This is a genomic window from Nostoc sp., assembly GCF_036917315.1.
Classification (GTDB): Bacteria; Cyanobacteriota; Cyanobacteriia; order Cyanobacteriales; family Nostocaceae; genus Nostoc.
Window position 1 is genome coordinate 17,268 of sequence record NZ_JBALDR010000053.1, and the last position, 14,720, is coordinate 31,987.

General features: G+C 42.7%; 6 protein-coding genes. 2 read left to right on the forward strand and 4 right to left on the reverse strand.

Going from position 1 to position 14,720, the window contains the following annotated elements; all coding sequences use genetic code 11:
• Nucleotides 1-73 precede the first annotated feature (73 nt).
• Nucleotides 74-5,527: a Calx-beta domain-containing protein gene (locus V7K84_RS25900; protein ID WP_334842324.1), complete on the reverse strand. Its 5,454-nt coding sequence runs from the start codon at nucleotides 5,525-5,527 to the stop codon at nucleotides 74-76.
• Nucleotides 5,528-6,046: 519 nt separating this feature from the next.
• On the opposite strand from V7K84_RS25900, the gene V7K84_RS25905 reads away from it, so the two are divergent.
• Both V7K84_RS25905 and V7K84_RS25910 read left to right on the forward strand, forming a co-directional pair.
• Nucleotides 6,047-7,174 carry an acyltransferase family protein gene (locus V7K84_RS25905; RefSeq protein WP_334842325.1) on the forward strand — a complete coding sequence of 376 codons (1,128 nt, stop codon included), beginning with the start codon at nucleotides 6,047-6,049 and terminating at the stop codon, nucleotides 7,172-7,174.
• Between the two features lie 264 nt (nucleotides 7,175-7,438).
• The gene (locus tag V7K84_RS25910; protein ID WP_334842327.1) at nucleotides 7,439-8,143 is read left to right on the forward strand and encodes a CAP domain-containing protein; all 705 of its coding nucleotides are present in this window, start codon (nucleotides 7,439-7,441) and stop codon (nucleotides 8,141-8,143) included.
• A gap of 139 nt (nucleotides 8,144-8,282) precedes the next feature.
• Here V7K84_RS25910 and V7K84_RS25915 read toward each other — a convergent pair whose 3' ends face one another.
• The 3 genes from V7K84_RS25915 to V7K84_RS25925 form a co-directional block, all read right to left on the reverse strand.
• A complete protein-coding gene (locus V7K84_RS25915) occupies nucleotides 8,283-9,665 on the reverse strand; it encodes a carotenoid oxygenase family protein (RefSeq protein WP_334842329.1) in 1,383 nt (460 codons plus the stop codon).
• 131 nt (nucleotides 9,666-9,796) lie between these two features.
• The gene (locus tag V7K84_RS25920; protein ID WP_334842331.1) at nucleotides 9,797-12,988 is read right to left on the reverse strand and encodes an efflux RND transporter permease subunit; all 3,192 of its coding nucleotides are present in this window, start codon (nucleotides 12,986-12,988) and stop codon (nucleotides 9,797-9,799) included.
• A gap of 120 nt (nucleotides 12,989-13,108) precedes the next feature.
• The gene (locus tag V7K84_RS25925; protein ID WP_334842333.1) at nucleotides 13,109-14,698 is read right to left on the reverse strand and encodes an efflux RND transporter periplasmic adaptor subunit; all 1,590 of its coding nucleotides are present in this window, start codon (nucleotides 14,696-14,698) and stop codon (nucleotides 13,109-13,111) included.
• Between the last annotated feature and the right edge of the window lie 22 nt (nucleotides 14,699-14,720).

Below are 14,720 nucleotides of genomic sequence, written 5' to 3' on the forward strand. Positions count from 1 at the left end.
ATACAAGTATCTTGCCGACACCACTCTGGGCTGGGATAATTGCAGCGATCGCCAATGTTCTGCTCAATAACGATTAGTCATCATTCTTGATTGTGCCAACTCCTTGGTTATTATTAAATATGGCATTTGCTGCACCATAGATATTGACAAAAAATGTTTCATTGGGTTCAACTTTATTATCACCTCTGACGCCAATACTAATAACTTTGCTAGTTTCGCCAGGGTTGAAAACAATTGTCCCCAACCCGAAATTGTAATCCGAGTCAGACTCTTTGGCAGTACCATCACTCGTACTGTAATTTACGACTATCGGTTGATAGAATTCATCTGAGAGAGTGACGACAAAATTAGCATTAGTTATCATCCCTGTTGTGCCTTCTTTAAGTGACACATCTGCAATGCTAATGATGGGGGGATCATCATTTATGATAGTAGCCACTCCCAAGCTATCAGTAATCGTGGTGTTTGTAGCACCGAAGAGATTGACAAAAAATGTCTCCTTAGTTTCAGTTTTGTTATCACCTATGACACCAATAGCAAGAGTTTTGGTGGTTTCGCCAGGATTGAAAACGATTGTCCCGAAAGCAGGGTTGTAATCAGAGTCAGAAACTTTAGCAGTGCCATCACTCGTGTTGTAATTTACAGTAACCTGCTGTAAACTCGGTGCGGAGAGAGTGACGATAAAGTTAGCATTAGTTGTTGTGCCTGTGTTACCTTCAGCAATTGAGACATCCGAGATACTGACAGTTGTTAGGTTGTCATCATCAATGATGGTAGCCATTCCTAAACTATCTGCAATCGTGCCATTTGTCGCGCCTGAAAGATTGACAGAAAATGTCTCGTTGGCTTCACTTTGGTTATCGCCTATGACGCCAATACTAAGAGTTTTGCTAGTTTCACCAGGATTGAAAGTAATCGTCCCGAAAGCAGAGTTGTAATCAGAGTCAGAAACTTTAGCAGTGCCATCATTCGTGTTGTAATTTACAGTAACCTGCTGATAACTAGGATTGGAGAGACTGATAGTAAAGTTAGCATTACTTGTTGTGCCTGTGTTGTCTTCAGCAATTGAGACATCCGAGATGCTGATAGTTGGTTGGTTATCATCGTTGATGATGGTAGCAACTGCTAAATTATCTGCGATCGCGGCATTTGTTGCACCCAAAAGATTGACGGAAAATGTCTCGTCAGTTTCAAATTTGTTATCGCCTACAACACCAATGCTAATAACTTTGCTAGTTTCACCAGGATTGAAAGTAATCGTCCCTAAAGCAGAGTTGTAATCAGAGTCACCAACTTGAGCAGTGCCATCACTCGTGTTGTAATTTACAGTAATCTGTTGAGAACTAGGATTAGAAAGACTGATAGTAAAGTTAGCATTAGTTGTTGTACCTGTGTTGTCTTCAGTAACAGAGACATCCGAGATGCTGATAGTTGGTTGGTTATCATCGTTGATGATGGTAGCAACTCCTAAACTATCTGCGATCGCGGCATTTGTTGCAGCCGAAAGATTGACAGAGAATGTCTCGTCAGTTTCAGTTTGGTTATCACCTCTGACGCCAATACTAATAACTTTGCTAGTTTCACCAGGATTGAAAGTAATCGTTCCTAAAGCAGAGTTGTAATCAGAGTCAGAAACTTTAGCAGTACCATCACTCGTGTTGTAATTTACAGTAATCTGTTGAGAACTAGGATTAGAGAGAGTGACAATAAAGTTGGCATTAGTTGTTGTGCCTGTATTGCCTTCGGTAACTGAGACATCTGAGATACTGATAGTTGGTTGGTTGTCATCATCAATGATGGTACCAACTGCTAAATTATCTGCGATCGCGGCATTTGTTGCACCCGAAAGATTGACAGAAAATGTCTCGTTGGTTTCAGCTTTGTTATCACCGATGACACCAATGCTAATAACTTTGCTAGTTTCGCCAGGATTGAAAGTAACCGTCCCGAAAGCAGAGTTGTAATCAGAGTCAGAAGTTTTCGCAGTGCCATCACTCGTGTTGTAATTTACAGTAATCTGCTGATAACTGGCATTGGAGAGAGTGACAATAAAATTGGCATTACTTGTTGTGCCTGTATTGCCTTCAGAAATAGAGACATCCGAAATACTGATAGTTGGTTGATTATCATCGTTGATAATAGTACCAACTCCTAAGCCATCTGCGATCGTGGCATTTATTGCACCCAAAAGATTGACGGAAAATGTCTCGTCAGTTTCAAATTTGTTATCGCCTACAACACCAATGCTAAGGGTTTTACTGATTTCGCCAGGATTGAAAGTAATCGTCCCTAAAGCCGAATTGTAATCAGAGTCAGCAGCATTAGCAGTACCATCACTAGTGTTGTAATTTACAATAACCTGCTGAGAACTGGGATTAGAAAGACTGATAGTGAAGTTAGCATTAGTTGTTGTACCTGTGTTGCCTTCAGAAACTGAGACATCTGAGATGCTGACAGTTGCTTGGCTATCATCGTTGATGATGTTTACTGTAGCCGAACTGTTAGTAATTGTGGAATTTGGCGCTCCAGTTATGATACTGGGGTTACTCAGAATAACAGTAATGTCTTCATTGGGTTCAAATGTGTTGTCACCTAAAACATCCGCTGTAATTGTCTTTATGGTTTCCCCAGCAGCGAAGCTTAAAGTTCCAGATGTAGCAGTTCCTCCACCCGGAACTTGAATATTGTTATAGTCACTGCCAAAACTTGCCGTACCGTTAAAAGCATAATTTACGGTACTAGCCACGCCAATACCACCACTGCGAGTAACCGTGAAGGTAACAGCTTGAGTACCGCTATTACCTTCAGTTAAAGTTGAAGTGAGAGTGGAAATTGCATATTGAATTGCATCATTAGCGGCAATAGTTAGAGTAGTTTCAGTTATTGTCCCCAAATCAGCCCCTGTTAGCGTGCCGAAGTTGAGTACAACTGTTTCTGCATTCTCTGGTAAATCGTCTGGGTTAATAGTAAAAGTAATTAGCTGTGTTAAATTTGCGCCTGTTGCCCCAGCAGTAAAGGAGATGGTAGCGGGGGAAAAAGTGTAATCGTTGCCATTACTAGCAGTACTATTATTTTTGACGACAATAGGAACTGTGACAGTGGTTTCAGGAGAGGCATCTAAGGTAACAGAAATAGTTACTGTAGTGGCGGTACTATCTTCTGTTGTATTGTACGTAGCAGCACCAAAATTGACTTTTGGAAGTACATATTCAAATGCTCCAATATCAATTCTCCCGCTTTCAATACGGTTAAAATCTATGCCGCGTTGGTCGGTATTTAAGCCACCACTGTAAGCCGGATCGCCAGCATTCCTGGCAGGACTGTTAAAGTATAGAGCATGAGTTTGTGTCGAACCACCGTAATCTCCTAGTGGTTTGAGTCCGGGGTTGGGGTTAATAATATCTGTACCTGTTCCTAGAGTCCCAGATGATTTACCAGCAATTTTGCCAATTAGGTTGTAAGCATTACCATTGAAGTTGTTACCAAAGACATCGGCACCTTGATTACCTGGGTCAATATTGCCAGCAATGATGCTATTGCTGATGCTCGCCGTGCCCCCAGATTTATAAATACCCCCACCATCACCTTGGGTATTGTTATCACTATCAGCAGTGTTCCCAAAAATAGTGCTATTGCTGACTGTGGTATTGTTGGTGCTGTAGATGCCGCCACCATGAGTTTTTGCTGTATTGGTAGAAATAGTGCTATTGCTGATGGTGACACTAGTGCTACTAAAGATGCCACCGCCATTGCTATTCGCAGTATTGCCAGAAAGAGTACTATTGCTAACTGTGGCATTGGCGCTGTAGATGCCTCCGCCAAGGTTTGCTATGTTGCCAAAAATACTGCTATCGGTGACTGTAGCAATATTGCTGTAAATGCCGCCGCCGTTAGTGTTTGCGGTATTGCCAGAAAAAATACTATTGCTGACTATGACACTACTACTGCTGTAAATGCCGCCGCCGCTAGTGCTGGCAGTATTGCCAGAAAAAATAATATTACTGACTATGACACTACTGGTACTGTTGATACCGCCACCATTTGCTGCCTTTCCTCCAGTTATGTTCAACCCATCAATTGAGAGGGAGGCACTGGCATTAAAAACACGGGAAGTATTATTACCACTGATGGTAAGTTTATTAACCCCAGTTCCTTGAATAATGACTCCTTCATTAATAGTCAATTCCCCAGAAGTGAGGGTAATAATGTCGGGGGTAGCATCACCGAATATTCCAGTCTGATCAAAGAGGATTGTCTCAATCCCTGGATCGTTATTAGCATTGATAATAGCTTGCCTTAAGGAGCCAGCACCGCTGTCATTGGTGTTAGTTACTATATAGGTGGTGCCATCTACTTTGACAGATACATCATCAATGGCTAAACCATGATCGTTGCCTGTATCATCTATGTCTTCCCAACGCAATATAATCTCTTCACCGTTAACTATTGGGGTAGCTAGGTTAAATATTACAGGCGCTATAACAACTCGATTGGCACCTTGATTGCCAATTAGGGAACCTGCGGTTGCAGTTGCAATTGGCCCGGTGAAATCTAACGATGTGACAGGCGTCCATGTTCCTGTTGTTAAACTTGTGACAGTTGACCCAGTTTGATAACTAAATTTCAGCTGTTGCTGCGATGTATTACCACTATTACGCCATTGCTCACCCGTGTAACTTACTTGCAACTTAGTAATTGGTGAACCTGTGTTGTTTTGGAGGCGCAACCCATAATAAATAGCTCCTGTAGTACCAGAAGCTACAGAACCAAGTGCCCGATCTGTGGTTGTACCAAAGCTGTACAATGCACCTGTGTTATTACTGCCATTACCAGCGTTATAATTTGTTCTTGTGGAATACCAGCCTGAAATAGTTGAATCATTAGTCCAAACCTGTGTTCCGGAAGCAGCTAATGTGTTGAAGTTTTGAGAGTATGTGCCAGTAAAACTAGCTGGCAAAATAGATTGGTAAGCCTGTATTACTTCAGGTTGAAATGCTAGGGAAGCCTCAATTTTCCCTGTCTTCACCTCTAAATCCCAGTCGCCACCTAAAGCAGCACTTCCTGTTTTGTCAGTGGAAGCGGCAACATCTGCTCCAGTAATTTGGCTAATCTGCTGTACAAATTTTGTGCCTTCACCACTGGCTACATCACAGCCATAAAGTAGGATGTCAGCTTTATCAGTTAAAGCACTTGCCCACTTTTTTAACTGATTTTTGTAGCTATCCAGATTGCTAAGGTTGAAGTTGCTTGACCCTAGTTGCAAACTCCCTACACTTCCGTGGGAAACAATGTGAATTGATTGAACTGAATTGGATTCACGTTTTGCTAGAAACTCGGTGATTTGTGTTATGCCATCTCTATTGGCATCAAGAATAACAACTTCACTGCCGAGTGCGATCCCAGCTAGCAAGCTTTGGTAATCTATAACTTTTGGATCTATAAAAACAATATTTGTGCTTGCATCTATTAATTTGATAGTAGATTTATTTCTGTTTTTAGAGTGATGATTTTCTGGTACTTTTATCATAATTATTCCTGAAATAGAATTTATTAGCTTTAGCTTAGTAATATTTAGCGTGCATAACAAAATAGAAAGTGAATGACTCTGCATTCGCTTTCATTCCCAAATGAAATCGGTAATTAAACCTTTTATCTAATGAGACAAAACCGCAATATTTTTAGTTGTTATATAAGCAAGCACGCCTTAAATAAAGTTAGCCGTTTTTTAGTCACAGCTTTTGTTTATAGCAATTTATACTAAGTCAAGTGACAATACAACTGCATTTTCACTTAAATAACGATAGATAGATTGATTGAAATTTGAGTATATCTAGCTTTATTTACAGTTCTAGTACTACCAATCCTTTTTGAATAGCTAAACTAAAATTGGGTCTGGGTGCGATCGCATACTTCTAGTTTCGTACAAGATAGTATGAGCAGGAACCTTGATGAAAAACTATATTTGGTAAGTAGACCTATAAATTTTGCTTGCTTACCTGCATCAAGCGGAGTACTTTAGATACTCATGTAACATAAAATTCCGCTTATGCGCCTGACTTCACTGGATGTTTTTCGCGGCATTACCATCGCTGGAATGATTCTCGTTAATATGGCGGGTGTCGCAGATGATGTATATCCTCCCTTAGCTCACGCCGATTGGCACGGCTGCACACCAACGGACTTGGTATTTCCCTTCTTTCTCTTCATTGTTGGTGTAGCGATGACTTTCTCGCTGTCAAAATACAGCGAAGGCAATAAACCAACCTCAGCTGTTTACTGGCGGATATTGCGCCGCGCTGCTATTCTCTTTGCCTTGGGATTACTACTAAATGGCTTTTGGAATCAGGGTATTTGGACTTTTGATTTGAGTAGTATCCGTATTATGGGAGTGTTGCAGCGCATCAGCCTTACCTATCTGCTGGCTTCCCTAGCTGTTCTCAACCTTCCGCGCAAAGGTCAATGGATACTAGCAGCAGTGCTACTCATTGGCTACTGGCTAACGATGATGTATGTCGCAGTGCCAGAATATGGTGCGGGAGTTTTGACGCGAGAGGGTAATTTTGGCGCTTATGTTGACCGCCTGATTATTCCCAAACCACATTTATACAAAGGTGATGGTTTCAACTTTATGGGAGATCCAGAAGGACTTTTCAGTACTATTCCCGCGATAGTAAGCGTCCTCGCTGGCTACTTCACTGGTCAATGGATACGCAGTCAACCTGTACAGTCACGTACAAGTATCGGTTTAGGATTATTTGGAGTCGGTTGCTTAATTATAGGTTGGGCATGGGGATGGACATTCCCAATTAACAAAAAGCTGTGGACAAGTTCTTATGTAGTATTTACAACAGGTTGGGCGTTATTATTACTAGCAGCTTGTTATGAACTTATCGAAGTACGGCTGATGCGTCGCTGGAGTAAACCTTTTGAAATTATGGGCTTAAATGCGATCGCTCTTTTCGTTGCATCGGTTTTATTAATTAAAATTTTAGTCAAAACTACTATTGGCACTGGCAAAGACGCTCCTAGTACCTATAATTGGATTTACCAGAATTTTTTCGCATCTTGGGCGGGAGTGCTGAATGGTTCCCTGTTATTTGCCTTAGTCACCGTGTTGTTGTGGTGGGCTGTTGGTTTTCTGATGTATCGGCAACGCTGGTTTCTGAAAGTGTAAAAAAGATTTTTGTTATTATTTACGTTTTAGTGTTTTCAATGTTACAACAGGTGTTAAGTGATAGATTGTAACACTTTAGGAACAAAGGCAATCGCAACTTTATCAATATTATTAGCGCGTTAATCTGCGCTTTCTTTAGCGAACTCACTTAAGTCCTGATATTGTTTCTAACGGTAGAAGCGTCTACAGACTTATCTGTGCGTTTAAAATTCTTATTTCTTCTAATTCACTAAATTAATCCATAAAAAAATTGTGAGGTAATGGATGCGTCGCATGAAATTTTGGGTATTTTTGCCAATTGCCTTAATATTCGGCTGCTCAGATCAACTGTTTCAATCTAACCCGTCTGTAGCCAACTCTAACCCAGCAGTAGTTGAACAAACTAGTCCAACTTTATTAGCAAAAGCGAGTTACCTTTCACCGTTAGAACAACAGGTAATTGTTGAAACAAATAAGGTAAGAACAAATCCTAAAGCATACCTCCCAATTCTGGAAAACTATAGAAAGCGCTTTGAGGGGAACCGAGTCAAAATTTCTAATAATACTTATCTGCGAACTCAAGAAGGAGTCAAAGCAGTTGATGAGGCGATCGCATTTCTCAAATCAGCACGTCCTATAGGAGCGTTGAGTGCATCTAAGGGTATGTCTTTAGGAGCAAAAGATCACGTAAAAGACCAAGGCCCAAAAGGTGCTATAGGTCATGATGGTAGTGATGGTAGCAACCCCTTTACTCGCATCAACCGCTATGGTAAGTGGCAAACAACCGCAGGCGAAAATATCAGTTATGGGCCAAACAGCGCTCAAGATATCGTCATGCAGTTAATTATTGATGATGGTGTGCGCGATCGCGGCCATCGAAAAAACATTTTTAATGGTGCTTTTAAAGTCTCTGGTGTTGCTTATGGAACTCACAAATCATATAGAACAATCTGCGTGATTGACTACGCTGGCGGATATAGGGAAAAATAATTTGCGATCGGGAATAGAGAGGATTCTACCTGGAGATTAGAAATCGCGGTTACACAAACCAAGTCCACCTGCCAAAAAATTTGAAACCCGCCTAAGCGGGTTTTTTCTGTGTAGACACGGTTTCTAACTGCCCATTTAGCTATTCCTCGGCAAACCAAGCACCATGAAACCCATAAGGCACTCGTTGGGGAATTATCACCCGCGCTACAGGTTTAGCTGTTACATCTTGAGCATTCACTACTACTAATTCTGAGGTGTTTGAATTCTCATCGTGGACGAAAGTTATGAGCCAACCATCATCCTCAGCCGTTGCACCAGGACGCGGCGCAAATACAGCTTCACCGTTATAGCGCCCCTGTCCAAATTCATGTGTTTGAGATTTTCCACTGCTGAAGTCGTATTTGATGATACCGTCAAATAAAGGTACGGGACTGTTTGCCGCTTTGTTAGTGTAGCCATATCGGTTTTGTCGCCCCAATCGGTTTTCGTTGACGCGGGGGAATTCCGAAGCTACATCATCTAACATCTCTTCACGCACTGTCCCCGTGTTGAGGTTAAATCGCCAACGATGCAGACGGGGAATATTTGCGTTTGGATCTGGTTGCGAATCATCAGAACTCAAAACAGTTGTAGAACTCATGCGACAGGCAATCAACACTACTTCATCTCCCTCTTCGTAAGCATTGAGGGTATGAAAGACGTAGCAAGCAGGACTTTCAAACCAGCGGATATTACTGTTGTCACCGTGACGTGGTAGAATGCCAAAACGACTGGGGCGATCGCGCTCAAACATCATTACAGGTTCTCCCCGTTGCGATCGCTCGAGGTTAAAAGTCAGCGGCAAATCCATGAAAATTGTGTAGTTTTCAGTGATGGCAAAATCGTGCATCATCACCCCTATTGGCAGTTCAATTGGCACTGTTCGCAAGAGTTCGCCTTCTGCTGACACCACACTATATTGCAGATACGGTGGCGCAAACAGAGAATAGCCAAAGAAGATCATTTCCCCTGTAACGGGGTCTACTTTGGGATGGGCTGTGAAGGCAGAAACCAGCTTGCCATTGTAGGTATACTCGCCAATGGTTTCTAATTCAGGCAGCTTGATGGCGTAAGGTTTACCCCCCTCGTTCAGCGCTAACATCTGACCAGCGTGCCACACTAAGGCAGTATTGGCAGTATTTTTGTAGCGACCGTGAGGGTTATCCATTTGTGGCGGTTCTAACAACCCAGTCCAGATAGCTTTACCTGCTTCTCGTTCTTTTTTCCATCCGAAAGTCTGGACGTAGCGGTTACGATAAGTGGCTATGCCGTTGCTAATTTGCACACCATGCAACATCCCATCCCCATCAAACCAATGATATTGACCGATAGGTGTCCATTGGGGGTTAGGGCCATTACGCACAAACATCCCTGATAAATCAAGGGGTAATTCACCGATGACTGACAATTTGTCGGTGGTGATTTCTTCATGGACTGGAGCAAAATTGCCATCGAGATAGGGATTGACTGCTATTGTTACCATTGTCTTGATTTCAGCGTACATTCGTACTATACATTCTGGTTTGTTATCATGCCCACATGGAAATTTTGAGAGCGTTGTAGAATTTTTGCAAGTCCCTAAATTGATTTGCTTCAATCGATAGCGAAAGAGAATCAATCCTCAGCTTTTGGTGAATATACAGCAGTACTACCATTTAATGACACTGCTTCTACTGGTACTTCTTGATGTCGATTTGGTTTGATAAATCGCTCTGTTGTCGTTTTAATCACGATATACAAAATCGGTACTACAAACAAACTCAAGAAAGTCGCAATTAACATTCCGCCAAAAACTGCTGTTCCTAAAGATTGGCGACTACCCGCACCGGCACCTGTGGCAACAGCTAACGGAAAAATCCCCAATAGTGTAGAAAAAGCAGTCATCAGAATTGGACGTAACCGCTCTTGCGAAGCCTCAATTACTGCTTTAGTAATCGAAAGCCCTTGTTCTCGTAATTGGTTAGCAAATTCCACAATCAAAATTGCGTTCTTACTAGCTAAACCGATCAACATTACTAGACCAATTTGACAGTAAACATCATTCGCAAAACCCCGCATGGATTGAGCTATAAGCGCTCCAAAAATAGCTAAGGGAACTGATAACAGAATGATAAAGGGATCAACGTAGTTCTCATATTGAGCGGCTAGTACCAAGAATACAAAGATTATTCCTAATCCAAAGATTAGCGGTGCTAAACCACCAGAATCTATTTCTTCTAATGCAGTTCCTGACCATTCGTAACCATAACCGGCAGGTAAAACTTCTTTAGCAACTTTTTCCATTGCTTTAATTGCGTCTCCTGAACTAGAGCCAGGAGCGGCGGAACCATTAATTTCAATTGAGCGGAACAGATTATAGTGATTTATCGTTTGCGCTCCCACAGTCTGAGTAACTGTGACTAAGTTACTCAAAGGAACCATTTGATTCTTTTGAGAACGAACGTATAGTTTGCCAATATCTTTGGGATTGGAACGAAACTGTTGATCTGCCTGGATATACACCCGATAATTACGCTGCTGGAGATTAAAATCATTTACATATTGCGATCCCAAAGCAGTTTGTAAAGTACTGAAGACATCATCTATGGAAACTTGCAATGATTTGGCTTTATTGCGGTTCACTTCCACAAGCAATTGTGGTGTATCTGCGGCAAAGGTGCTAAATACAGCTTGTAATCCTGGTGTTTGATTAGCTTTACCCAGCAACTGACCCATCGACTGGACTAGATTTTCTAAGCCACTGTTACCTCTGCGGTCTTGCAGTTGAAAGACGAAGCCGCCAAAATTGCCTAAACCCTGAATTGGTGGCGGATTTACAGGAAAAACCCTGGCTTCTGGAATTGCCAACAACTTCCCTTGCAAGCTGCCAATAATCGCCTGTACTGATTGATCGGGTTTTGAGCGCTCATCCCAAGATTTTAAAGTGGTAAATATGATGCCGCTATTGGCGGTACTACCACTAAAACCAAATCCACCGATCGCAAAAGTCCCCAGTACTTCTGGAATTTGCAGAATTTCTTTTTCTACCTGTGCAATCACATCGCTAGTATATTGCAGCGAAACGCCTTGCGGCCCTTGGATAATTGTAATGAAGTAGCCTTCGTCTTCATCGGGTAGAAAGGCTGTTGGTACTGTGGTGTACAACCAAGCAGTCATTCCCAAAGAAACGATAAACAACCCAATGACAATAGCTTTGATGTGTGTTAGAAAGGTCAGCGATCGCTTATAACCATTCTGTACCCAGTCAAGAAACCGATTAATCTGGCCAAAAATCCAGCCTAACCAGCCTGAAGGTTTTTGTCCTTGACGCAGCAGCAGCGCACACAGGGAAGGTGTCAAGGTCAAAGCCAAAAAAGTTGAAATCGCAATGGAGAAAGCGATCGTCAGGGCAAATTGCCGATAAAGTGCGCCTGTGGTTCCCGGAAAAAACGCCACTGGCACAAACACCGCCATTAATACTAATGAAGTGGCAATAACCGCGCCAAACAGTTCCTTCATTGATTCACTAGCGGCTCGACGAGGATTTATGCCTTTATCCTGAATAAAACGGCTGATTTGCTCAACTACAACAATCGCATCGTCTACCACCATCCCCGATGCTAAAGTCAGACCAAATAAAGTCAAACTATTGATGGAAAAGTTAAAAACTTTGACAAAGGCAAATGTCCCAATTAAGGAAAGCGGAATGGTAAGTGCTGGAATTAAAGTAGTTCGCCAGTCCTGCAAGAACACAAAAATTACAATTACAACTAGCACTACCGCTTCAATCAGAGTCTTGATAACTTCTGACATCGACTCTTCTACAAAGGATGTCGTGTCAAAAGCTACCTGATATTTCAGCCCTGGGGGAAAACTCGGAGCTAATCGCGCTAGTTCGTCTTTGACTCCCTTAGCCACATCCAAGGCATTACTACCAGGAACTTGATAAATCCCTAAACCGACAGCATCGTTACCACGAAATCGCAGAAATGAACTGTAGTTTTCTGCACCCAGTTCCGCTCTACCGACATCTTTGAGCTTGACTAATGTGCCATCATCTCCAGTTTTCAGGACAATTTCTTCAAATTCTGATGGTTCTGCTAATCGGCTAGCAGCACGCACATCAAGTTGATATCTTTGCCCTTCAGGAGCCGGTTCTTGTCCAATTCTCCCTGCACCAACTTGCAAGTTTTGTTCAGATAAAGCATTCGCTACATCCTTGGTCGTTAGTCCCCGACTAGCAAGGCGACTCGGATCTAGCCACAGGCGCATTGCATAGCGACGTTCGCCAAAAATTTGAGCGTTGCTCACGCCTTTGACTCTTTTTAGGGCATCTGCTAAGTAAAGGTCGGCATAATTGCTTAAGAATATATTGTCGTACTCTTTATTTTCAGCGAATAAACCAATCGCTAAGAGAATATTGCTAGATTCTTTCGATACTCGCACTCCCGTGCGTTGCACAGAGTCTGGTAGTTGTGGTTGGGCAACAGAAACACGGTTTTGCACATCCACAGCCGCAATATCTTTATCCCGTGATGAATCAAAGGTGGCTGTAATGGTACTTGTACCATCGTTGCTGCTGCTAGAAGTCAGATATCTGAGTCCCTCAACCCCGTTGATTTGCCTTTCTAAGATATTTGTCACACCGCTTTCTACGACTTCGGCACTAGCTCCGCTATAGTTGGAAGTGACAGTGATTTGGGTGGGACTAATTTCTGGAAACCTAGCGATCGGTAGTGTGGGAATACTGATTAATCCGATTAAAAGGATGACGATCGCACATACCGACGCAAAAATTGGCCGCTTAATAAAGAAGTCAACAAACATAGTTTAAAAATTGGGCATTGGGTATTTGGTATTTGGCATGGTGCATGGGGGCATTGGGCATTGGTTATTTCCCCCCTGCTCCTCTGCTTCTCTGCCCCCGCGCCCTCATCTTCTCTTCAGCTAAGGCTTCTGGCTACCAACTTCTTGTGTTTCAGGAGTAATGGGAGCGCCATTGGTTAAGTTAAGAATGCCGGAAACAACAATTTTGTCCCCCGCTTTTAGTCCTTCGATAACTTGATAATTATTCCCCTCAATAACTCCTAATTTCACCGGTTTTTGTTGAGCTACTAAAGCTGGCGCTCCAGGTTTAGACTTTTCCTGCGGCGCTGCTTGCGCCACAAATACAAAAGTCTCTCCACCCAAGCGAGATATTGCTGTAACTGGAATTAAGATTCCTGGACGTTCGTTCCAGATCACTTTGGTTTGCACTGACTGAAGATTAAGCAGTCGATTTCTCGAATTACCAAAGTTGGCTTTTACCAAAACTGTCTGCGAATCGGAACTAGCATTTGGGGAGATAAAACTGATTTTACCGGTTGCGATGGGTTTGTCTTGGACATCGAGCATTTGCACAGGTAAGCCCAAGCGTAACTTTCTGGCTTCAGCTACGGGAACAGAAATATTCAGTTCTAAAGAGTCGTTTCTGGTTAGTGTAGTCAGCTGATCTGCTTTTTCCACATAATCTCCCACCTTTGCTGGAATATCACCAACAATGCCAGTGAAAGGTGCAAGGACTTTTGTGTATTGCAGTTGCACTTGGGCGGCTTGAACTTGGGCAGCTGCTTGAGTTACTTGCGATCGCGCTTGGGCAATTTCTTCTGGACGCGAACCATTTTCTAGTTGTCTTAAGTTTTGTTTCTGTTGTTCCAAAGCACCAGCTAGCTCATTAACACTCGATCTTCTGCTTTGACGGAGTTGATCTAAGCGTTTCTGGGCTACGACCAGAGCAGCTTCAGCACTTTGCTGTTCTTTGACATATCCTTCTAAGGTATCTTGGGAAACTGCGCCCTCTTTTCTCAATTGTGCATATCGTTTGGCGCGTGACTGTGCTAATTCCACATCAGATTTCGCTGACTGAATTTGAGCCTCAGCCTGAGCAATTTCTTCTGGTTGCGATCCCGATTGGGCATCTCTAAAGCGAGCTTGGGCTTGGGTTAACTGCGCTCTAGCTTGAGCAACTTCTTCTTGTCGCGTACCTGCTTTGAGTTCAGCAAGACGTGCTTGAGCTTGTTGGAGTGAGCCTCTAGCTTGTAACAATTGAGCTTGGACATTATCACTTTGCAGACTAATAATGACTTGCCCTTGTTGAACGCGGTTGCCCTCTTGGATGAAAATCTCGGTAATTCGCCCTTCAACCTGTGGCTTGATGATTACTGAACGTGGAGCTTCTAAGGAGCCAATAAACTCCGAACTTTCTTGAACGGTTTCAGTTTTCACTGTCGCTAGCTTGACTGGAACTGCTCTAGGTTGACTAGCATTTGCTTCAGCACCACCTTGTGCTTTGCTAGCATTACTAGTTTGCCACCAGCGCCAACCAAAACCTACACCTGCAATTAATAAGACGATTCCTAATAGTAGGGGCCAACGACGTTTTTGAGGTGGCTTAGGCGATCGCTGTGGCAATTGTTGCGACTCTTGACTAGAATCAGTAACAGCAGGCTGTTCTATTTCAATGGGTAAGGGAGAGTCAGGGAACTCAGAATGGGACATCTTCGTTTTCTCGTCTTGTGGA